Raw genomic sequence first — 19,983 nt, forward strand, 5'->3', positions numbered from 1 at the left:
CGCCGGGCGCAGCCTCAGCCCATGATGTTCACGCCGCCGTCCACGAACAGCGTCTGTCCCGTCAGCCTGCGCGCATACGGCGTCGCCAGGTAGGCGCAGGCGAAGCCCACGTCGTCGATGTCGACCAGTTCGCCCACCGGCGCCCGGCTCGCGGCCTCGTTCAGCAGCAGGTCGAAATCCTTCAGGCCCGAGGCCGCGCGGGTCTTGAGCGGGCCGGGCGACACCGGGTGCACACGGATGCCCTTGGGGCCGAGTTCGTACGCCAGGTAACGGCACACGGCCTCCAGCGCGGCCTTCACCGGACCCATCACGTTGTAGTTGGGCACCACCTTCTGCGCGCCGAGGTAGCTCATGGCGATCATGGTGCCGCCCTCGGTCATCAGCGGCGTCGCCAGCCGCGCCATGCGAACGAGGGAGTGGCAGGAGACATCCATCGCGCGCTGGAAGCCCTCGGCCGAGCAGTCGAGCAGGCCGCCCTGGAGGTCGGCCTTGGGCGCGAAGGCGATCGAGTGCACCAGGATGTCGAGCCGGCCCCACTGGTTGGCGATGGCGTCGAACACGGCCTCGAGCTGCCCGGGCTGCTCGACGTCGAGCGGCATGAAGATGGGCGCATCGAAGGCCTTCGCGAGGGGCTCGACGTGCGGTCGCGCCTTCTCGTTCAGGTAGGTGATCGCCAGTTCGGCGCCGAGGCTGCGAAACGCATTGGCGCAGCCGTAGGCAATGGAGTGCTCGTTGGCGACCCCCACCACCAGCGCCTTCATGCCGGCGAGGACGGGGTTGTGCGGTGGCGGCATGGGGTGCGTCCTCAGGCGAGAAGATCGCGCGTGTGGCGGGCGATCATCAGTTCTTCGTTGGTCGGTATCACCCAGGCCGCGGTGCGGCTGTCCGACGTGCTGATGCGGGGGCCACCCCTGGCATTCGCCTCGGGGTCGAGCGCGATGCCGAGCCAGGCGGCCTGGCCGCAGATGCGCTCGCGCACGGCGCTTGCGCGCTCGCCGATGCCAGCGGTGAAGACGATGGCGTCGAGCCCGCCGAGGGCCGCGGCCAGCGAGCCGAGTTCGCGGCCGATCCGATAGACGAAGAGGTCGACCGCCACCTGGGCTTGCAGCTGGTCGGACGCCAGCAGTTCGCGCATGTCGCTCGACACGCCCGAGACGCCGAGCAGGCCGGACTGGCTGTAGATCAGCTTCTCGACGGCGCGGGTGTCCATGCCGTGTTCGTCCATCAGGTAGAGGATCACGCCGGGGTCGAGCGCGCCGCAGCGCGTGCCCATCGGCAGTCCGTCGACGGCGGTGAAGCCCATGGTGCTGGCGACGCTGCGGCCGGCATCGAGGGCGCACATGCTGGCGCCGTTGCCCAGGTGCAGCACCACGGTCTTGCCGCGCGCGGCGCGTTCGTCGAAGCGCGGCAGCACCGAGGCGATGTATTCGTAGGAAAGGCCGTGGAAGCCGTAGCGCCGCACGCCGGCATCGGAAAGCGCCTTCGGCAGCGCGAACATCTGTGCCAGCGCCGGGTTGGAGCGGTGCATGGCCGTGTCGAAGCAGGCCACCTGCGGCAGGCCGGGCGCCTGCTGCAGCAGCGCCCGGATCGGCGCCAGGTTGTGGGGCTGGTGCAGCGGCGCGAGCGGGATCAGCTTTTCGAGCCGGGTCACGATGTCGCCGTCGACCCGTACCGGCGCGGCGAAGTCCATGCCGCCGTGCACGACGCGGTGGCCGACCGCACTCAGGTGGTGTTCGTGGCCGTAGGTGGCGCGCAGCCATTCGACGATGTGCCCGATCGCGCCGTGGTGGTCGAGCCGGGCCTCGGCGTCCCAGCGCTTCTCGGCGATCGCGTTGCCGCCGGTGTCCTTCGCCACGAAACGCGGCGCCGCGGTGTAGAGGCCCGAGACCTGGCCGCCGACGACGAAGGGCAGGTCGTCCGCGCCCGCGAACACCGAAAACTTCAGGCTCGACGAGCCGGCGTTGAGGACGACGATCGCGTCGGTCATGAGGCAACCTCCGTGCTGCGCACTGCGGTGCGAGCCCCTTTCGGAGCGGTCGGGCGGGGGCTCATTGAATGGCCTTCGCCGCGCTCTCGCGCCGGGCGTGCGCGACCATCACGGCGACCGCGCAGGAGGCCAGCCGCGCGGTCACCGAGTCGGCCCGGCTGGTGAGGATGATCGGCACCTTCGCCCCCAGCACGATGCCGGCAGAATCGGCCTGCGCCAGGAAGCTGAGGCTCTTGGCGAGCATGTTGCCGGCTTCGAGGTTGGGCACGATCAGCACGTTCGCGCGGCCGGCCACCGGCGAGACGATCTTCTTGATGCCGGCGGCAGCCATGTCGATGGCGTTGTCGAGCGCCAGCGGTCCGTCGAGGATGGCGCCGGTGATCTGGCCCCGATCGGCCATCTTGCACAGCGCCGCGGCCTCGACGGTCGACGGCACCTTCGGATTGACCGTTTCCATCGCCGACAGGATCGCGACCCGCACCTCGGGCTGGCGCAGCGCGTGCGCCAGGTCGATCGCGTTCTGCACGATGTCGACCTTCTCCTCCAAGGTGGGCGCGATGTTCACGGCCGCGTCGGAGATGATCAGCGCGTCGTCATGGCCGGGCACGTCCATCACGAAGCAATGGCTGATGCGGCGCGCGGTGCGCAGGCCGGTGTCCTTGCGCACCACGGCGGCCATCAGTTCGTCGGTGTGCAGGCTGCCTTTCATCAGCGCCTCGGCCTGGCCGCACTGCACCAGTTCGACCGCCTTGGCGGCGGCGGCGTGGCTGTGCGGCGCATCGACGATCTCGAAGCCGCCCAGGTCCTGGCCGCATTCCTTGGCCGCCGCCTCGATCTTGGCGCGGGGGCCGACCAGGATCGGCCGGATCAGGCCCAGCCGCGCCGCATCCAGGGCGGCGGACAGCGAACTGGCGTCGCAAGGATGCGCCACGGCGGTGGGGATGGTGTCGAGGGCCTTCGCGACCTCGATCAGGCGGTCGTATTTCTCGTGGCTCATTCGGTAACCTCCGTGCTTCGCACTGTGGCGCGAGCCCCCTTCGGAACGGCCGGGCGGGGGCTCATGCTGCTCTCCTCGGGCGCACCGGCGTATCCAGGGACAAGACGCTCGCCAGGCGCCGGAAGCGCTCTTCCTGGTGTGCCGACAGCTTGCCGCGCGCGCCCGCCACCTTGCGCGCAGCCTCGACGCCCTTGCGGCGAAGATGCATCTCGGGCACCAGCGCCGGCAGCGCGGCGATGGCGCGTTCCTCGTCGAGCGCGAGGACGAAGGCCTGCCGCTTGATCGCCGCCTTGACGGCGGCCAGCGCGGGCCGGTGCTCGGGATCCATCTCGTCGATCATGCGGCGCATCAGGTTGTAGGGACGTTCGTCGACCACGTTTTCCTCGCGCCGCACGTACAGCAACATCCGTGCCCATGCATCGAGCACCGAGCCGGATTCGAACTGCGATTCGATCTCCTGCCGCTTGAGGCGTTTCAGCTCGTCCCGCTCCCAGGTGGCCGAGGGCGGCCCGCGCCGGCCCAGCGCGTCGGCGCCCAGGCCGACGGCCGCGGCGAGCCAGGGCGCCTCGTAGATGGCCTTGAACATGCGCTCCGACATTGCATCCTTGGCATCGCGCACGCGGTCGAGCGATTGCTCGATGCGGCCGGACACCTCGCGCTCGGCCTTGGTGAAGGGGTTGTCGGGCGCGGCCGCGCGTCGATTCGCGCGCACGTTCTCGGCCATGGCCTGGACCCAGAACATCCAGGGGTTGAGGTTGGAGAAGCCCCAGCGCTCCATGCGCGACGGATTGGCGGCGCGCGACACCTCCGCACTCGCTTCGCTGCTCATGGCCTTGACCAGCGGCGAGGCGAAGGTGTCGTAGAGCCCCTGGTTGATCTGCGCCACGCGGTCGACCACCTCGAAGGCCTTCTCGTCCTCGCGGCCGTCGTCGAAGGCCAGGATGTCCTCGATGGTGCGCGGCACGAACTGGATCAGGTAGCGCCCTTCCAGGTAGGCCAGGCCGGGCATGTCGGGCTGGGTGTCCTGTATCACGGCCTCGTAGAGGCCGGGCGGCAGGGTTTCGATGAGGTCGAGCGCGCTCGCCAGTTCCGAGGTTTCGCGCTTCGCCACGCCGGCCGAGACGAAGATGCCGAGGTGGCCGATCTTCTCGTGCAGGCAGTAGACGATGGTCTGCTCGTTGAGCCGGATCTCGTCCACGCTCGCATAGGCGTCCGGGATCCAGTTCAGCGCCTGCTGCGGCGGCGTGATGTTGTCGCCCCAGGAGGCGAACACGACGATCGGCGTGCGGATGTTGCGGATGTCCACGCGGTGCTTGCCGTCGAAGGATTCGACCTCACCGGCCGAGAGCTTGTTGCCGACGAAGAGGTTCTTCGTGATCCACTCCATCTCTTCCTTGTTCATGAGGAAGAGGCCGCCCCACCACTTCTCGAACTCGAGGAAGCGCTCGCGCTCGGTGTCCACCTGCGCGTAGAGGTTGTAGAGCTTGCTCCAGTAGGTGTTGGCGGGATTGAGGCCCTCGAAGTTGTTGACCAGGTAGGCGCCGTCGAACTTGCCGTGCCCGAGGTCGCCGGCCAGCGAGGCCAGCCAGGTGCCGCCGAGCAGGCCGCCCGAATAGCGCATCGGGTTCTTGCCCTCGACACCGGCCCAGTAGGAGACCGGCGACCCGGCCAGCAGCAGCGGGCCCACATGCTGCGGCGCCAGCGCGGCGAGCATGATGAGCGCCCAGCCGCCCTGGCAGTTGCCGATGACGAAGGGCTTGCCGTCGGCGTCGGGATGCAGCTCGTTGACCTTCTTCATGAAGGCGATCTCGGCGGCGCAGACCGACTCGATGGTCTGGCCCGGCATCGGGTACGGAAAGAACATCACGAAATAGCAGGGATGGCCGTGCTGGAGCGCGATGCCGATTTCGCTGTCCATCTTGAAGCCGCCGATGCCCGGGCCGTGGCCGGCGCGCGGGTCGATCACCACGAAGGGCCGCTTCTTCGCGTCGGTCTTTGCATGGCTGGCATCGGGCTTGATGCGCACCAGCGCGTAGTTCGCGGGCTTCGGGAAATCGCGCGCGTCGAGCACCGTGTCGTAGTCGAACACCAGCACCGGCGGCTTGCCGGACTTGGTGTGTTCGAGGTATTGGTTGCCGCGCTCGCGCAGCACGTCCATGGTGAGGATGCTGCGCTGCCAGGCATCGATGCCGTATTCGGCGGCGGCCTGCGCGGCCTGCATCGGCCACAGCGGGGACAGCGGGGAAGAAGGGAAAGAGGCGGAAGGGGGAGAGGCTTTGTTGGCCATCAATGCGCTCCTGGTGGCGAAGCCCAATCGTCCTCGCCCTTTGTTTCAGATTCATGGCGGCAATCCATGCGCACCAGCGTCACGCCGCCGTCGCGCGCCAGCGTGATCGGCAGCCCGCTGCGCCTGAACACGGCAAGCATCGGCGCGTTGTCCGCCAGCACTTCGGCCTTCAGCGTGTGCAGCCGCGCCGCCTTGGCGATCAGCGCCAGGTGGCGCATCAGCAGCGTGCCGATGCCGAGTCCGTGGTGCGGGTCGTCGACCGCGAAAGCCATCTCCGCGCAGCCCGGCGCCGAGACGATGAAGCGGCCGCCGCCGGCAATCACCGGTTCGCCGTTCTCCTCCAGTTCGGCGACGAGTGCAACGTGGCTGACGAAATCCACGTTGATGTAGTAGTCGATCTCGGTGTCGGTGAAGTGGTGCTTGGGCGAGAAGAAGCGGCGGTAGAGCGAGGCGTCGCCGATACGGTCCACCGCCTCGAGCATCGACTCGCGGTCCGCCGGCTTCAGCGCGCGGATGCGAACGGGTCGGCCATCGCGCAGGGTTTCTAACGCAAGGTACTCGGCTGCATTCATGAATCGGTCCGCTGGGATTCGCGCCGCGGCAGGCTGTCGCCGGGCAGGTTCGGGTGGCTTGAGCTTGCGCCTGCGCCGCGCGGCGTGTGAATCCAACCAAAGTAGGATTTTCGGCCCGTCGGGCAGGGACTAGCGTAGGGCCTCCCATTCGTGCGGCCACCTCCCGGTCGACCCGCTGCCGCTTGCATCGAAGGACGACACATGCAACAACAAGTGCACATCGTCATCGGAAACCTCCCCGACGACGTCACCGAGGAAGGCATTCGCGAGGCGCTCAGCGCCTTCGCGCAAGCCGACAAGATCCGGCTGGTCAACGAGACCGGCACGCCGAGCGCGCTGATCGACGTCGACATGCCGCGCGCGCAGGTCGAGGCCCTGGCGCAGCGCATCAACGGGCGCTCCTACCAGGGCCGCGTGCTGCGCGCCTGGGTGCCCAAGATGGACTGGTAGCGCGCCGCCATGGACCTGAGCGCGCTGTTCGATCGCGTGGCCTCGGCCCTGTTCGGGCGCGATGGCGCGCCGCCCGACGAGGCGGCCGAGAAGCAGCTGGTCGCCGACATGACCGAGCTGGTGGTCGAGACGGTGGATGCGCGGATCCGCCTGCAGTCGCGCTACGCCGAGAAGCTCGAAGGCTGCGTGCGCAAGACCATCGCCCACCTGCGCGAGATCGGCCGCCAGCCCCTGGAGCCGCTGCTGCTCTCCCGCGCGAGCTGGAACGACGATCCGCGGCTGAACGCCTTCTTCGCCTCGGCCGACGACGTGCCCGCGTTCCTGGGCCGCAGCAAGGAGCTTCGCGCCTTCTTCGGCGTGCCTTCGCAGCGCGAGCTCGGGGAGGCCTATGCGCTGCTGGCGATGAAGAAGGAGGAGCGCACCGTGCTGGCGCCCAAGCAGGACGGCGACCGGGTGCAGCACGAGGTGCCGCAGGTCACGGTCAGCTTCTCGGGCCACCGGCTGTTCGCGCCCTCGGCCACGCTCGAAGCGACGCGGCTGGAGGTCGGGCGCCGCATCATCCGCCGCCTGTCCCAGCAGGCGCTCAAGCGCATCGTGGACCTCGACATGAAGGCGGCCGATCTCGGCGAGCGCAAGGCCTGGCTCGCCGCCCGGCTGCGGCTGGTGAAGCTGGCGGTGGATGGCGCGGCCGGCCTGCTGGAAGACACGGTGGACACGCGCTCGAAGATGGCCGCGCTGGAGCGCGAGCTCAACGAGACGGTGCACGACTACATCGAGACCAAGGCCAGCGTCGCCACGATGGCCAGCTACACCGGCCACATCAAGGCCATCCTGGATCACCCCGAGCAGCATGTGAGCCTGCAGCGCACGCCGATGCGGCTGAGCCGGATGGGGGTGCGCGTGGACGACGCCCACTCGGGGCCGGTCAACGCATTCACGCTGTCCGAACTCGCCATCGGCGAGGGCGTGGTCGCGGTGATCGCCATCGTACGCTGCCCGCTGGCCGAGCTGCCCGCCGAGGCGGACCCGCTCGCCAACGCCGAGCGTTTCCTCTAGCTGCCGACCAGGGAGGCGACGGCCCATGTCGAAGTCAGCCAGCGTCCGGATCGTCTATGTCGTGGATGGCGACGCTTCCGTGCGCGAAGGCATGTCGCGCCTGATGGACTCCGCGGGCCTGGAGGCGCGGCCCTGCGCCTCGGTGCCGGAATTCCTGGACCAGGCGCGCGGGATGCGTGTCGCCTGCGTGCTGCTCGACGTCTGGGGGGCGCGGCAGTGCGAGCTGGCGGTGCGCAATGCGCTGCTGGCGGTCGCCAAGGTGCTGCCTGTCATCGCCCTGTCATCGAGCGACGATCCGACGGCGCGGCAGCTGGCGCGGGAGTTGGGGGCCCAGTCTTTCTTCCGCAAGCCGGTCGATGCGGCGGCCCTGCTCGATTCGATCGAATGGGTGATGCAGGGCGATGGCCGAAGTGCGCCGAACTGAGTGCGGCACGGGCCCTGCTCTTCGCTTGACAGGGATCGAGGTCGGGAATCATCATCGTGCGGAATTCCGGCCCTCGGCACGCCTGGCGCGTTGCGGGTGGCGCTGCGACAGGCTGCCATGTACGACAACCCGCGATCCACGCGAGGAGGAATCGATGCGCCAGGCACAGGCCAGTTCGGCTACGGGCGTCCACGCTGCCCAAGGGCGGGCGGAAGCCGTTCTGCTGGAGCGGCACGCCTTCGAGCGCCTGCTGGCCCAGCTGTCCGAGCGCATGGGCGACATCGCGGAGCCCGATGTCCTGGCCCGCACCGAATGGGCGCTGAGCCGGCTGCTCGCGTTCCTCGACTGTGACCGCTGCACCTTCTCCGAGTTCGTCGCCGGCGACTACCTGAACGTGCTGTGCTCCGTGGGCTCGGTCGATTTCGGTGCCTTGCCCCGCGGCCGGTTCCAGCAACCGTTCCGGTGGTTCATCGACGCGCTGCGAAGCGGCCGCATCGTGGCGCTGTCGAACCTGCCGGACGAGCTGCCGCCCGAGGCGATCGAGGAGGCCGAGCACTGCCGGCGCACCGGCCTGCGCTCGCACATCTCGATCCCGGTGCGCATCGGCGGGCGCGTGACCAGCGTGCTGTCGTTCGCCGCCGTCCGCAGGGAGCGCAGCTGGCCTCCCGAGATGGTCGACAGGCTGCGCATCGTCGGCGACCTGATCGGCAGTTCGGTCGCCCTCGCGCGCGCGGAGGAGGAAGTGCGGCAGCTGCGCCATCGCATCTGGCATGCCGACCGCGTGCAGCGCGTGGGCGCGCTCACCGCGGCGATCGCCCACGAGGTCAACCAGCCGCTCGCGGCCATCCTCAGCAACGCCCAGGCCGGGCTCCAGTACCTCGCGCGCGGGGATGCGGCGCCCGAGGCGATCCGGGACATCCTCGGATCGGTGGTGCGCGAAGGCAAGCGCGCGGCCGAGACCATCCGCACCATGCGGGCCCTGATCCGCCGCGACGAGACCCGGCGCGAGCGCATCGACCTCGCGGCCGCACTGGGCGAGGCCGAGCGCCTGCTGGACAGCGAGTTCGCAGGCCACGGCGTGCGCCTCGAGACCGCCTTCGACCCCGCCTGCTGGGTGCTGGCGGACAAGGTGCAGATGGAGCAGGTGGGCCTCAACCTGCTGCTCAACGCGGCCGCGGCGGTGCGGGACGCACCGCCGGCGTCGCGCCTGGTCCGGCTGCAGGTGTCGCGGGGCGAAGAGGGCAAGGTACGGATGTCGGTGCGCGACGCCGGCAAGGGCATCGCACCGCAGGACCTGGGTTCGATCTTCGAGCCCTTCTGGACCACCGGGCAGGAAGGACTGGGCCTCGGGCTCGCCATCTGCCGCTCCATCGTCGAGGCGCACGGCGGCCGCATCTGGGCCGAGTCGAACCCGGAAGGCGGCGCCACCTTCAGCGTCGAACTGCCGGCGGCCGCGCTCGATCGCGATGCGTCGCAGCCGGCGCGCGACGAGCCCATGGCCGCCGCCGCCGTCCCCGCGAGCCAGGCCGGCGGGGAGGCGGTGGTGTGCGTCATCGACGACGACCCCGAGGTGCGCGGCAGCCTGCTGCGCCTGCTCGACGGGGCCGGCTGGCGCGGCGTCGGCTATGCCTCGGCCGAGGAGTTCCTCGGCAACCCTCCGGCGGGCGAGCCGGCCTGCATCCTGCTCGACGTGCAGATGCCGGGCCTCTTCGGGCCGCAACTGCATCGGCGCCTGCTCGAAGGCGGCTGCGCGCCGCCGGTCATCTTCATCACCGGGCGCAGCGATGTCGCGGCCGGCGTCGACGCGATGAAGCGCGGCGCGGCGGACTTCCTCGAGAAGCCGGTGGACGGCGAGGTCCTGCTCGCGGCGCTGCGCCGCGCGGTCGAGCGCCACGCCGGCGAGCGCCGGCAGGCGCTGGCGCAGGACGCGGCCAAGGAGCGGATCGCCCGCCTGTCGCCGCGCGAGCGCGAAATCATGCGCCATGTGGTCAGGGGGCGCCTGAACAAGCAGATCGCGGCCGACCTGCTGATCGCGGAGCAGACCGTCAAGCAGCACCGGGGGCGCGTCATGGAAAAGGTGGGCGTGCATTCGGTTGCCGAACTCGTGCGGATCTGCGAGGCCGCCGGCCTGGCTGCGGAGCCGCCGCTGCTGCAACAGCCGGCAGGCCCCCTGGAACCGGTCGACGACCCGACCAGCGTGACAGCAATACCGCGATAGCGCGGAACAAAAAGGCGCATCCAGCGCCAGACAGGAGACAACAATGGAAACCCAGTTCGCATTCGACTTGTCGAGCCGCAAGGCCGAGGGCCCATGGCGCGGCTTCACGCCCGGCATGTGGCAGGACCGCGTCAACGTGCGCGAGTTCATCCAGCGCAACTACACGCCCTACGAGGGCGACCACGCCTTCTTGCAAGGCCCGACCACGCGCACCAAGGCCATGTGGCAGACCTTGGCGCCGCTGCTCGCGAAGGAGCGCGAGAAGGGCATCCTCGGCGTCTCGCAGGTGCCGTCGGGCATCCTCGCGCACGCGCCGGGCTACATCGACCGCAACAACGAGATCATCGTCGGCCTGCAGACCGACGCGCCGCTGGTGCGCGCGATCATGCCCTTCGGCGGCTGGCGCGTGGTAGAAGACAGCTTGCGCGCCTACGGCTACGAGCCCGACCCGGCGCTGGTCGACGTCTTCACCAAGTACCGCAAGACCCACAACGCCGGCGTCTTCGATGCCTACACGCCGGAGATCCGCAAGGCGCGTTCGTCGCACGTCATCACCGGCCTGCCGGACGCCTACGGACGCGGGCGCATCGTCGGCGACTACCGCCGGGTGGCGCTCTACGGCGTCGACTTCCTGCTGGCCGACAAGGCGCGCGAGAAGCACGAACTCGACGAGCGCCATTCGACCGAGGAGACCATCCGCCTGCGCGAGGAACTGTCCGAGCAGATCCGCTCGCTCGAGGAGCTGAAGGAGATGGGGTCGCGCTACGGCTTCGACATCTCGGTGCCGGCGAACAATGCGCGCGAGGCCGTGCAGTGGACCTACTTCGCCTATCTCGCCGCGATCAAGCAGCAAAACGGCGCCGCGATGTCCGCCGGCCGGCTCTCCACCTTCTGGGACATCTACTTCGAGCGCGACCTGCGCGAAGGCACGCTGACCGAAACCCAGGCCCAGGAGATCATCGACGACCTGGTCATCAAATGGCGGCTGGTGCGCTTCCTGCGGGCGCCGGAATACAACCAGCTGTTCTCCGGCGACCCGGTGTGGGTGACGGAAGTGGAAGGCGGCATGGGCGAGGACGGCCGAACGCTGGTCACGAAGTCGGCCTTCCGCATGCTGCACACGCTCAACAACCTCGGGCCGGCGCCGGAGCCGAACCTCACGGTGTTCTGGTCGCCGCGCCTGCCCGAGGGCTTCAAGCGCTTCGCGGTCAAGATCTCGATCGACACCAGCTCGATCCAGTACGAATCCGACGACCTGATGCGGCCCAAGTGGGGCGACGACTGCGCCATCGCCTGCTGCGTCTCGGCGATGCGGCTGGGCAAGCAGATGCAGTTCTTCGGCGCCCGGGTCAACCTGCCGAAAACGCTGCTCTACGCGCTCAACGGCGGGCGCGACGAGCTGACCGGCGAGCAGGTCGGGCCGATGCTCGCGCCCATCACCGGCGACCTGCTCGACTACGACGAGGTGATGAAGCGCCTGGACCCGATGCTGGACTGGCTCGCCAAGACCTACGTCAACGCGCTCAACGTCATCCACTACATGCACGACAAATACTGCTACGAGGCGATCGAGATGGCGCTGCACGACCGCGACGTGCTGCGCACGCTGGCCTGCGGCATCGCGGGCCTGTCGCACGCTGCGGACAGCCTCTCGGCGATCCGCTACGCGCAGGTGCGGCCGGTGCGCGACGAGCGCGGCCTGATCGTCGACTACCAGACTACGGGCGAATTCCCGTGCTTCGGCAACAACGACGACCGGGCCGACAGCATCGCGACCGAGCTGGTGTCGATGATGATGAACAAGATCCGCATGTACCCGAGCTACCGCAACGCGGTGCACACGCAGTCGGTGCTCACGATCACCTCGAACGTGGTCTACGGCAAGGGCACGGGCAACACGCCGGACGGCCGCAAGAAGGGCGAGCCCTTCGCGCCGGGCGCGAACCCGTCCAACGGGCGCGACACGCACGGCGCACTGGCGGCGCTGATGTCGGTCGCGAAGATCCCCTACGACGATGCGGAAGACGGCATCTCGCTCACGCTGTCGGTGGTGCCCTCGGCGCTCGGCAGCGAGGAGGAGCGCCTCACGCGCGGCACCGGCGCGCTCGACGCCTACTTCGCGAGCGGCGGCTTCCATGTCAACATCAACGTGCTCAACCGCGAGACGCTGCAGGACGCGATGGCCCATCCGGAGAAGTACCCGCAGCTCACGATCCGCGTCTCCGGCTACGCGGTGAACTTCATCAAGCTCACCAAGGAACAGCAGCTCGACGTGATCAACCGCACCTTCCACGGCGCGATGTAGGCCGGCCCGGAGCACCCCATGAGCCAGTCACTGAGCGGCAGCCGCTACGAGCTGCACGTCGCGCGAAAGTGGGCGGCGGACACCAAGTCGCAGGACTACTACACCATCCACGCGGCGGATCTCGAGCAGGCGCCGGACACCGGCGAGGACATCGTCGGCTACGTCCACTCCTGGGAGGTGGGCAGCACGGTCGACGGGCCGGGCATCCGCTTCGTCGCCTTTCTCACGGGCTGCTTCCTGCGCTGCCAGTACTGCCACAACCCCGACACCTGGCACCGCCAGAACGGCAAGCCGGTGACGGTGGCGCGGGCGATGCGCGAGATCGCCAAGTACGCCAAGGTGCTCAAGATCAGCCGCGGCGGCATCACGCTGTCGGGCGGCGAGCCGATGGTGCAGAAGGCGTTCGCGATGCAGATCTTCAGGCGCTGCAAGCAGCTCGGGCTGCACACCTGCATCGACACCTCCGGCCGCCTGGGCGAGCGCATGACGGACGAGGAGCTGAGCCAGATCGACCTGCACCTGCTCGACATCAAGTCGGGCGACCCGGCGATCTACCAGCAGGTCACGGGGCAGCCGCTGCAGCCGACGCTCGACTACGCGCGCAGGCTCTCCGACCTGGGCCGGCCGATGTGGGTTCGCTACGTGCTGGTGCCGGGCCTTACCGACGGATTCGACAACGTTGAGAAGGTGGCCGAGGTGTGCGCCGGGCTGAAGTCGCTGGAGCGGGTCGAGATCCTGCGCTTCCACCAGATGGGGCGCGACAAATGGCAGCGGCTCGGACTCGACTACCCGCTGAAGGACGTCGAGCCGCCGTCGCCGGAACTCGCCGAAAGGGTGCGCGGCCAATTCCGCAGCCGCGGTCTCACGGTCTACTGAAACGAATCCCGGACCAGAACCAAGAAAAACGAGGAGAAGACCTTGGAGACATTGAGCAACATACTCGCGCAGCAGCCGATGATGGCGCTGTTCCTCACCGTCGCACTGGGCTACCTGCTGGGCGAGGTCAACATCAAGGGCTTCTCGCTCGGCGTCGGCGCGGTGCTGTTCGTGGCCCTGTTCATGGGCTGGCTGGCGCCGAAGTCGGCGCCCGCGCCGATGGTCGGCACCCTGGGGCTGGCGCTGTTCCTCTATGCCGTCGGCGTGCAGTACGGCAAGCAGTTCTTCGTCGGGCTGACCAGCACCAGCGGCCGCCGGGCCAACCTGATCGCGCTCTCCGGCGTGCTGCTGTCCGGCATCGTGAGCGTGCTGTTCATGAAGCTGTCGAGCCTGCCGCTCGGGCATGCGCTGGGACTGTTCGCGGGCGCCGGCACCAGCACGCCGACCCTGCAGGCGGCCATCGTGCAGCTGGGCAACGACGATCCGGCGGTGGGCTACTCGGTGGCCTATCCGCTGGGCGTCGCGGGGCCGATCCTCTTCCTGTACATCTGCTTCATGGTCCTCAAGCCGAAGATCCAGGCGCCCACGGGCGGCGGCATCGAGATGCTGGAGATCGCGCCCGAGGACTCGGCGCTGAAGGGCAAGACGATCGGCGACCTGCTCGCCGGACTGCCCGCCGGCATCGACATCGCGGCGCTGCGGCGGGCGCACCACAACCTGCCGGCCTCGCGTTCGATGGCGCTGGCGGCCAACGACGTGCTGCTGGTCACGGGGCCGAGCCGCGAGGCGCTGGAGCAGGCCGCCAAGCAACTCGGCGAGGTCCATCACGGCCGCGTGACCGGCGACCGCCGCGACCTCGACTACGTGCGCATCTTCGCTTCGCGTGCGGCCGTGGTCGGCCGCAGCCTTGGCGACCTGAAATTGCCGGAGGGCCGGCCCCACGCGCTGGTCCAGGTCCGGCGCGGCGACGCCGACATCATGCCGAGGCCCGACCTGGTGCTGGAGTTCGGCGACCGCATCGGCATGCTCGCGCACCGCGACGACTTCGCCGCGCTGCGCAAGTTCTTCGGCGATTCGATCAAGGGCACGGCCGAATTCAGCTACATCTCGATCGGCTTCGGGATGGCGCTGGGCTTCCTGCTCGGGGCGATCAACTTCCCGCTGCCGGGTGTCGGCAAGCTCGCGCTGGGGCTGTCGGGCGTGCTGATCGTGGCGCTGGTGCTCGGCAAGCTGCGCCGCACCGGCGGACTGAACTGGACCATCCCGCTGTCGGCCAATCTGGTGCTGCGGAACCTCGGGCTGACGCTGTTCCTGGCGCAGGTGGGCATGGCATCGGGGCCCAAGTTCGCTGCCACGGTGTCGCAGACGGGCTTCCTGATGCTCGGCCTCGGCGCGATCGTGGTGGTGGCGCTGGTGCTGCCGATCCTGCTGCTGGGCCTGGGCGTCTTCAAGATGCCCTACGACGAGGTGGCCGGCATCGTGGCCGGGGCCTGCGGCAATCCGGCCATCCTCGCCTATGCCAACAAGCTGGCGCCCACCGACAAGCCGGACATCGGCTACGCGATGATCTTTCCGGGCATGACGATCATCAAGATCCTGTTCGTCGACATCGTGCCGGCGGTGCTGGGCGGGTGAGTCGGACCGTGGATGACCTTGCGCCGCGCCGCCGAGGAAATCCGACCAAAGTAGGATTTGCGCCCCCGGTCGGCTGCGCTACGTTCGACGCACAACACTGACGAGCGAGGTCGCCATGGAGCAGAAACACAAACCGTCGGACAAGCAGGAGCACGAAGCCGTTGCGGTGCACGACGAGACCAAACCCAAGGATGCCGAGACGACCAAGGGCAAGCTCGGCCGCCGGCAGTACGACAAGGAGCTCGAACGCCTGCACGTCGAACTCGTCAAGCTTCAGGAGTGGGTGGTCCACAAGGGCTTGAGGGTGTGCATCGTGTTCGAGGGGCGCGACGGCGCGGGCAAGGGCGGCACCATCAAGGCGATCACCGAGCGGGTGAGCCCGCGCGTGTTCCGGGTGGTGGCGCTGTCGGCGCCGACCGAGCGCGAGAAGAGCCAGATGTACGTGCAGCGCTATCTGCCGCACCTGCCGGCGGCCGGCGAGGTGGTCATCTTCGACCGCAGCTGGTACAACCGCGCTGGTGTCGAGCGGGTCATGGGTTTCTGCAGCGAAGAGGCCGTCAAGGGCTTCCTCGCGGCCATTCCGAGGGTCGAGCGGGTGATGGTCGACTCCGGCATCATCCTCGTCAAGTACTGGCTCGAGGTGAGCCCCGAGGAGCAGACCCGGCGGCTCGAGGAGCGCATCGACGACGGGCGCAAGATCTGGAAGCTGTCGCCGATGGACCTCAAGTCCTACAGCCGCTGGTACGACTACTCCCGTGCGCGTGACGACATGTTTGCGGCGTCCGACACCGAGTTCGCGCCGTGGAACGTCGCGCGGTCCGACGACAAGCGCCGGGCCCGCCTCAACATCATTTCGCACCTGCTGAGCCAGGTGCCGTACCGGGCGGTGCATCGCGAGAAGATCAAACTGCCCAAGCGGCAGAAGGCGGACGGCTACCGCGAGTCCAACCATCCGATGCGCTTCATCGAAGAACGCTACTGAAGAGCAGCTGACCTCGCCGCCGGGAACGAACGGATGCCCCTCTTCAATCACCTACCCGCTGGCCGCGGTATCCGGCGCCTGGACCAGCAGGACGGGCACCGTCGTCAGGCGCAGGACCTGTTGCGCTTCGCTGCCCCAGAGGATGCGCTCGATGCCCTTGCGGCCTCGGGTGCCGGCCACGATGAGGTCGGCCTTCCAGTCCATCGCGTCCTGCGCGACCAGCTCCGCCAGGTGCAGGGTGAGCGAACTCAGCAGCTGCGTCTCCACGTCCTTGGCACCATGGCGCTCGGCGCGCTCGCGGGCGTCCCGCAGGAGGGCTTCGCCTTCTTGCTTCATCCTGGGCAGCAGCGTGGCGTACGACGCGTGAGAGGCATGGCCGGGTGTGCGGCCGAACCGGTTGAGCCCGTGCACCAGGCGCAGCCTCGCGCCGTGCAGAAGGGCGAGGCGCACGGCCTCGTCAAGGCCGCGCAGCGAGGTCTCGCTGCCGTCCAGGGGGACAAGGATTCGCTGGTACATGGCCGGCCTTTTCTGGGTCGATCGACGGCCTGCATCGTGACGCTTCGGGCAAGCGCTTGCAACCCGGCCTGATTGGAAAAACATGACTTTCATACTCAGGGACCATGCGGCGAAGCGCCTCCATGCGCCGCGCCTGCTGGGCATCGGCGCGCTCGTTGCGGCGCCGGCGGCGCATGCGTCCTTCCTGCCGCCCGACATGCTGGCATCCGCCGCCACCGGCATCGCCTGGTTCGTCGTCTTCGTGGTGCCCATCGCCGTGATCGTGCTGTTCTGGATGGTGCACGTGCTGCCCGAGAAGATCGCGCACAAGCGGCATCACCCCCAGCGCGATGCCATCAAGACGCTGTGCCTGCTCTCGCTGGTGTTCGGCGGCATGCTCTGGCCGCTGGCCTGGCTGTGGGCCTTCGTCAAGCCGGTGGGCTACCAGGCCGCCTACGGCACCGAGAAGCACGACGACTACTTCCACGAGCAGAGCGAGAAGGCGCACGCGGGCGAGCTGCTGGAGCACGAGATCGCGCACCTGCGCGAGGAACTCGATGCGATGGAGGCCAAGGGCGCGCTGTCCGCTGAGCTCAAGCAGGTGCGCCGCAACCTGGCCGCGGCGCTGCAGGCGCGGCGCGCCGAAGCGGACGCCACCCGAGACGCGAGCACCTGATGGACATCCTTCTCCTCGGCATCTATGCCTTCTTCGTCTGGCTGATCTTCATCAAGCTGAAGTGGCTGCCATGGAACACCGCCTGGCAGGTCACGGTGGTGATCATCCCGATCGTCGCGCTGTCGATCCTGATCCTCACGCTCAACGTCGTCGCGCCGTCGACCGCGGACGTGCGCGTCCTCAAGTACGTGGTGCAGGTGGTGCCGCAGGTGCGGGGCCGCGTGCTCGAGGTGCCGGTCGAGCCCAACCGGCTGGTGAAGAAGGGCGAGCTGCTGTTTCGCATCGACCCGACCCAGTACGAGAACGAACTCAACGCGGCCAAGGCCAAGCTGGCGTCCGACGAGGCGAAATTCGCGGCAGCCGGCGCGTCCCTGGTCGATGCCTCGGCCGGCGCCCGCCAGCTGCAGGAGCAGCTGAAGGCCGCCACCGGCCAGGTCAGGGCGCTGCAGCCCAAGCTCGAACTGGCCCGTCTGCGGGTGCGCCAGAACCGCGAACTGGTCGCGACCGGCGCGGGCGATCGCTTCGCGCTCGAGCAGGCCGAATCCACGCTGGCCGAGTTGCAGGGGCAGATCGCGACCGCCTCCGCCAACGAGACTCAGGTCTCCCAGCGGCTGGCGGCGCAGGTCAACGGCGAGCAGGCGTCGGTCGCCACATCGCGGGCCCAGCTCGCGACCGCCAAGGCGCAGGTCGACCTCAGCCGGGCCGAGCTGGGCAATGCGCAATGGAACCTCGACCAGACGGCCGTGTACGCGCCCTCCAATGGCTATGCGATCAATGTCCAGTTGCGGCCGGGCTCCTTCGTGGTCTCGGTGCCGTTCTCGCCGGCGATGAGTTTCGTCGAGGAAACCTACCAGGTGATCGCGCTCTTCGACCAGAACGAGCTGCGGCTGGTCGAGCCCGGCGACAAGGCGGAGTTCACGCTCAAGACCTATCCCGGCCGCATCATCAGCGCGACGGTCGACTCCATCGTGTGGGCGCAAGGGCAGGGGCAGGTGCAGCAGTCGGGCACGCTGCCGCAGACCGGTGCGTTCCCCCAGGTGCCGGGCCGCTTTCCGGTCAAGCTGATCGTCGACGAGCCCGACGCCGGGCTGTTCCTCGCCGCCGGCGCAGATGGGCAGGGCGCGATCTACACCGCACACGTAGCGGCGATCCATATCCTGCGCATGGTGATCCTGCGCGTCGGTTCGATCACCAACTACCTCGTGCTGAAACTGCACTGATGTCCATGCCGTCGCTTCGTCCCTGGGTCCTGGCGGCGTCGCTCGCGGCGGCGCTGGCTGGCTGCGCGTTCAAGCCGCCGCCGACGGCCGACGCATTGCGCAGCGAAGTGCTGCCCCAGGCGCCGCTGCCGGAAGCCTTCCGCGCCGGTGGCGGCGTGTCGGCGGCGGTGGCGGACCGCTGGCTCGCCTCTTTCGAGCAGCCGGAGCTGACCTCGCTCGTCAACGAAGCGCTAGCCTACAACGCCGACCTCCGGGTCGCCGCGGCCCGGGTCGAGCAGGCCGCGGGCTACGTCAAGGTGGCGTCCGCCAGCCTGTGGCCGTCGGTGGGCCTGGTCGGCCTGGGCGGCGGCAAGTCGGGTGGTGGCGGCGGGCTGGACGGCATCTTTCTCAACGCGTCGCTCGAGCTCGACGTGTGGGGTCGCCTGCGCTATGGCAGCGCGGCCGCCCGCGAGCAACTCGCCGCGGCCGAGGCCGACTACGCCTATGCGCGCCAGTCGCTGGCCGCGATGGTCGCCAAGAGCTGGTTCCTGGCGGTCGAGGCCGGCATGCAGCGGGCGATCGCAAAGGATTCGCTCGGGTCTTCGGAGGTCCTGGTGCGGATGGCCGACGACCGCCTGCGCATCGGCAGCGGCACGGCGTTGTCGTCGGCGCAGGCGCGCGCGACCGTCGGTACCTACCGCGACACGCTGAGGCAGGTCGAACTGTCGCGCGAACAGGCATTGCGCGCTCTTGAATTGCTGGTCGGCCGCTACCCGGCGGCGGAGATCGCGGTCGCCGACCGGCTGGCCCCGATGCCGCCGCCCTTGCCCGTCGGCGTGCCATCCGAATTGCTGGAGCGCCGCCCCGATATGGTGGCGGCCGAGCGCCGCGTGGCCGCGGCGTTCAACCGGGTGGGCGAAGCCAAGGCGGCGCAGCTGCCGAGGATCAGCCTCACGGCCGGCGGCAGCAACGTGTCGAGCGAACTGATCGTGCTGAAGGATGTCAGCAGCCCGGTGTGGAGCGTGGGTGCGAACCTGATCGCGCCGATCTACCAGGGCGGCGCGTTGCGGGCGCAGGTCGAGATCCGGTCGGCCGAGCAGAAGCAGGCGGTGGCCGAATACGCGCGCGCGGGGCAGAAGGCGTTCAGCGAGGTGGAAAACGCGCTGGGCACGGAATCGATCCTGCGCGAACGCGAGGCGATCCTGGCGAGCGCGATCCGCGACAACGAAGAAGCGCTGAAGCTGGCGCGGATCCAGTACCAGGTGGGTTCGGCGGACTTGCGCACGGTGGAGCAAAGCCAGCTGGCGCTGTATGCGGCGCGGACGTCGAGGCTGCGGGTACAGAGCGAGCAGCTGGCGCAGCGAACAAACCTCTATCTGGCCCTGGGTGGGGGGGTCTAGATGGCGTGCGCCAACGACGCCGGCATCGGGTCAGCGACCCATGCGGGCGTCGTAGCTGCGCGAGATCCGGTCGATGAGCGCGGGATCGCGCGCACCGGTGGCGTCGAACTGGACGCGGACACTGCCGTCCGCCTGCTGGCGCACGCTGGCCGACACCGTGGCGCTGCCCGCCGTTGCGATGATCATGCCGGCCGCGCGGTCCTCGGTGCCGATGGCCAGCCCCTGATCGCGCATCGCGCCGGCCGCGGCCGCGAACGATCGGTCGAAGCTGGCCGGGGCCCCCACGGTCACGGGGTACGCGGGCGGAGGGTAGTAGCAGCCACTGGCGACCAGGGTGGCGCCCAGGACCGCGGCCCGCAGGAAGATGATGCTGTGCTTCATTCGTGCCTCCGATCGACGTCCCGCGATCGTAGTGACTTGCCGA

The 19,983-nt window shown here is 69.0% G+C and carries 18 protein-coding genes; 11 read left to right on the forward strand and 7 right to left on the reverse strand.

What is annotated here, in order from left to right; translation table 11 throughout:
- Nucleotides 1–14: 14 nt before the first annotated feature.
- The 5 genes from fabI to QZH52_RS18060 all read right to left on the reverse strand — a co-directional run bounded on the left by fabI (nt 15) and on the right by QZH52_RS18060 (nt 5,843).
- Entirely contained in the window at nt 15–794 is a 780-nt protein-coding gene (gene fabI / locus QZH52_RS18040; protein ID WP_301811532.1) for an enoyl-ACP reductase FabI, read from the reverse strand.
- 11 nt (nt 795–805) lie between these two features.
- Nucleotides 806–1,987 carry an acetate/propionate family kinase gene (locus QZH52_RS18045; RefSeq protein WP_301811535.1) on the reverse strand — a complete coding sequence of 394 codons (1,182 nt, stop codon included), beginning with the start codon at nt 1,985–1,987 and terminating at the stop codon, nt 806–808.
- Between the two features lie 61 nt (nt 1,988–2,048).
- Nucleotides 2,049–2,984 (reverse strand): phosphate acetyltransferase, encoded by a 936-nt coding sequence (locus QZH52_RS18050; RefSeq protein WP_301811537.1) that lies wholly within the window; start codon nt 2,982–2,984, stop codon nt 2,049–2,051.
- A 61-nt stretch (nt 2,985–3,045) separates the two neighbouring features.
- Nucleotides 3,046–5,271 carry a TerB family tellurite resistance protein gene (locus QZH52_RS18055; RefSeq protein WP_301811539.1) on the reverse strand — a complete coding sequence of 742 codons (2,226 nt, stop codon included), beginning with the start codon at nt 5,269–5,271 and terminating at the stop codon, nt 3,046–3,048.
- Nucleotides 5,271–5,843, reverse strand: coding sequence for a GNAT family N-acetyltransferase (locus QZH52_RS18060; RefSeq protein WP_301811542.1), 573 nt, complete (start codon nt 5,841–5,843; stop codon nt 5,271–5,273). Before QZH52_RS18060 ends, QZH52_RS18055 begins: the two co-directional genes overlap by 1 nt.
- Before the next feature lie 201 nt (nt 5,844–6,044).
- On the opposite strand from QZH52_RS18060, the gene QZH52_RS18065 reads away from it, so the two are divergent.
- From QZH52_RS18065 to ppk2, 8 genes are all read left to right on the forward strand, one after another.
- A complete protein-coding gene (locus QZH52_RS18065; protein WP_286520646.1) occupies nt 6,045–6,293 on the forward strand; it encodes an RNA recognition motif domain-containing protein in 249 nt (82 codons plus the stop codon).
- 9 nt (nt 6,294–6,302) lie between these two features.
- The gene (locus tag QZH52_RS18070; RefSeq protein WP_301811549.1) at nt 6,303–7,349 is read left to right on the forward strand and encodes a hypothetical protein; all 1,047 of its coding nucleotides are present in this window, start codon (nt 6,303–6,305) and stop codon (nt 7,347–7,349) included.
- A gap of 25 nt (nt 7,350–7,374) precedes the next feature.
- Nucleotides 7,375–7,773 carry a response regulator gene (locus QZH52_RS18075; protein WP_301811551.1) on the forward strand — a complete coding sequence of 133 codons (399 nt, stop codon included), beginning with the start codon at nt 7,375–7,377 and terminating at the stop codon, nt 7,771–7,773.
- Nucleotides 7,774–7,927: 154 nt separating this feature from the next.
- On the forward strand, nt 7,928–9,991 hold the full coding sequence (locus QZH52_RS18080; RefSeq protein ID WP_301811554.1) for an ATP-binding protein: 2,064 nt from the start codon (nt 7,928–7,930) through the stop codon (nt 9,989–9,991).
- A 43-nt stretch (nt 9,992–10,034) separates the two neighbouring features.
- The gene (gene pflB / locus QZH52_RS18085) at nt 10,035–12,296 is read left to right on the forward strand and encodes a formate C-acetyltransferase (RefSeq protein WP_301811558.1); all 2,262 of its coding nucleotides are present in this window, start codon (nt 10,035–10,037) and stop codon (nt 12,294–12,296) included.
- Nucleotides 12,297–12,314: 18 nt separating this feature from the next.
- Nucleotides 12,315–13,172, forward strand: coding sequence for a pyruvate formate-lyase-activating protein (pflA, locus tag QZH52_RS18090; RefSeq protein ID WP_301811562.1), 858 nt, complete (start codon nt 12,315–12,317; stop codon nt 13,170–13,172).
- A 42-nt stretch (nt 13,173–13,214) separates the two neighbouring features.
- Nucleotides 13,215–14,807, forward strand: coding sequence for an aspartate:alanine exchanger family transporter (locus tag QZH52_RS18095; protein ID WP_301811565.1), 1,593 nt, complete (start codon nt 13,215–13,217; stop codon nt 14,805–14,807).
- A gap of 115 nt (nt 14,808–14,922) precedes the next feature.
- On the forward strand, nt 14,923–15,789 hold the full coding sequence (gene ppk2, locus QZH52_RS18100) for a polyphosphate kinase 2 (protein ID WP_301811568.1): 867 nt from the start codon (nt 14,923–14,925) through the stop codon (nt 15,787–15,789).
- A gap of 51 nt (nt 15,790–15,840) precedes the next feature.
- Here ppk2 and QZH52_RS18105 read toward each other — a convergent pair whose 3' ends face one another.
- The gene (locus QZH52_RS18105) at nt 15,841–16,305 is read right to left on the reverse strand and encodes a universal stress protein (protein ID WP_301811572.1); all 465 of its coding nucleotides are present in this window, start codon (nt 16,303–16,305) and stop codon (nt 15,841–15,843) included.
- An 82-nt stretch (nt 16,306–16,387) separates the two neighbouring features.
- Between QZH52_RS18105 and QZH52_RS18110 the strand changes: the two genes are divergently transcribed.
- From QZH52_RS18110 to QZH52_RS18120, 3 genes are read left to right on the forward strand one after another with little or no spacing between them, the layout of a single operon-like run.
- Complete coding sequence (locus tag QZH52_RS18110) at nt 16,388–16,960, forward strand: DUF3302 domain-containing protein (RefSeq protein ID WP_301811574.1); 573 nt, start codon at nt 16,388–16,390, stop codon at nt 16,958–16,960.
- A complete protein-coding gene (locus tag QZH52_RS18115; RefSeq protein ID WP_301811576.1) occupies nt 16,960–18,180 on the forward strand; it encodes an HlyD family secretion protein in 1,221 nt (406 codons plus the stop codon). The genes QZH52_RS18110 and QZH52_RS18115 overlap by 1 nt, the downstream gene beginning before the upstream one ends.
- Nucleotides 18,180–19,559, forward strand: coding sequence for a TolC family protein (locus QZH52_RS18120; protein WP_301811578.1), 1,380 nt, complete (start codon nt 18,180–18,182; stop codon nt 19,557–19,559). The genes QZH52_RS18115 and QZH52_RS18120 overlap by 1 nt, the downstream gene beginning before the upstream one ends.
- Before the next feature lie 30 nt (nt 19,560–19,589).
- On the opposite strand, the gene QZH52_RS18125 is transcribed toward QZH52_RS18120, so the two are convergent.
- Nucleotides 19,590–19,940 (reverse strand): hypothetical protein, encoded by a 351-nt coding sequence (locus QZH52_RS18125; protein WP_301811580.1) that lies wholly within the window; start codon nt 19,938–19,940, stop codon nt 19,590–19,592.
- Between the last annotated feature and the right edge of the window lie 43 nt (nt 19,941–19,983).

Origin of the sequence: Variovorax ginsengisoli, assembly GCF_030486595.1 — a bacterium.
GTDB classification, from domain to species: domain Bacteria; phylum Pseudomonadota; class Gammaproteobacteria; order Burkholderiales; family Burkholderiaceae_C; genus Variovorax; species Variovorax ginsengisoli_B.

What these genes read in the sequence shown, in the direction of transcription:
- fabI (WP_301811532.1), bottom strand. Translation starts at nt 794, where the DNA reads ATGCCGCCACCGCACAACCCCGTCCTCGCCGGCATGAAGGCGCTGGTG.
- QZH52_RS18045 (WP_301811535.1), bottom strand. Translation starts at nt 1,987, where the DNA reads ATGACCGACGCGATCGTCGTCCTCAACGCCGGCTCGTCGAGCCTGAAG.
- QZH52_RS18050 (WP_301811537.1), bottom strand. Translation starts at nt 2,984, where the DNA reads ATGAGCCACGAGAAATACGACCGCCTGATCGAGGTCGCGAAGGCCCTC.
- QZH52_RS18055 (WP_301811539.1), bottom strand. Translation starts at nt 5,271, where the DNA reads ATGGCCAACAAAGCCTCTCCCCCTTCCGCCTCTTTCCCTTCTTCCCCG.
- QZH52_RS18060 (WP_301811542.1), bottom strand. Translation starts at nt 5,843, where the DNA reads ATGAATGCAGCCGAGTACCTTGCGTTAGAAACCCTGCGCGATGGCCGA.
- QZH52_RS18065 (WP_286520646.1), top strand. Translation starts at nt 6,045, where the DNA reads ATGCAACAACAAGTGCACATCGTCATCGGAAACCTCCCCGACGACGTC.
- QZH52_RS18070 (WP_301811549.1), top strand. Translation starts at nt 6,303, where the DNA reads ATGGACCTGAGCGCGCTGTTCGATCGCGTGGCCTCGGCCCTGTTCGGG.
- QZH52_RS18075 (WP_301811551.1), top strand. Translation starts at nt 7,375, where the DNA reads ATGTCGAAGTCAGCCAGCGTCCGGATCGTCTATGTCGTGGATGGCGAC.
- QZH52_RS18080 (WP_301811554.1), top strand. Translation starts at nt 7,928, where the DNA reads ATGCGCCAGGCACAGGCCAGTTCGGCTACGGGCGTCCACGCTGCCCAA.
- pflB (WP_301811558.1), top strand. Translation starts at nt 10,035, where the DNA reads ATGGAAACCCAGTTCGCATTCGACTTGTCGAGCCGCAAGGCCGAGGGC.
- pflA (WP_301811562.1), top strand. Translation starts at nt 12,315, where the DNA reads ATGAGCCAGTCACTGAGCGGCAGCCGCTACGAGCTGCACGTCGCGCGA.
- ppk2 (WP_301811568.1), top strand. Translation starts at nt 14,923, where the DNA reads ATGGAGCAGAAACACAAACCGTCGGACAAGCAGGAGCACGAAGCCGTT.
- QZH52_RS18105 (WP_301811572.1), bottom strand. Translation starts at nt 16,305, where the DNA reads ATGTACCAGCGAATCCTTGTCCCCCTGGACGGCAGCGAGACCTCGCTG.
- QZH52_RS18110 (WP_301811574.1), top strand. Translation starts at nt 16,388, where the DNA reads ATGACTTTCATACTCAGGGACCATGCGGCGAAGCGCCTCCATGCGCCG.
- QZH52_RS18115 (WP_301811576.1), top strand. Translation starts at nt 16,960, where the DNA reads ATGGACATCCTTCTCCTCGGCATCTATGCCTTCTTCGTCTGGCTGATC.
- QZH52_RS18120 (WP_301811578.1), top strand. Translation starts at nt 18,180, where the DNA reads ATGTCCATGCCGTCGCTTCGTCCCTGGGTCCTGGCGGCGTCGCTCGCG.
- QZH52_RS18125 (WP_301811580.1), bottom strand. Translation starts at nt 19,940, where the DNA reads ATGAAGCACAGCATCATCTTCCTGCGGGCCGCGGTCCTGGGCGCCACC.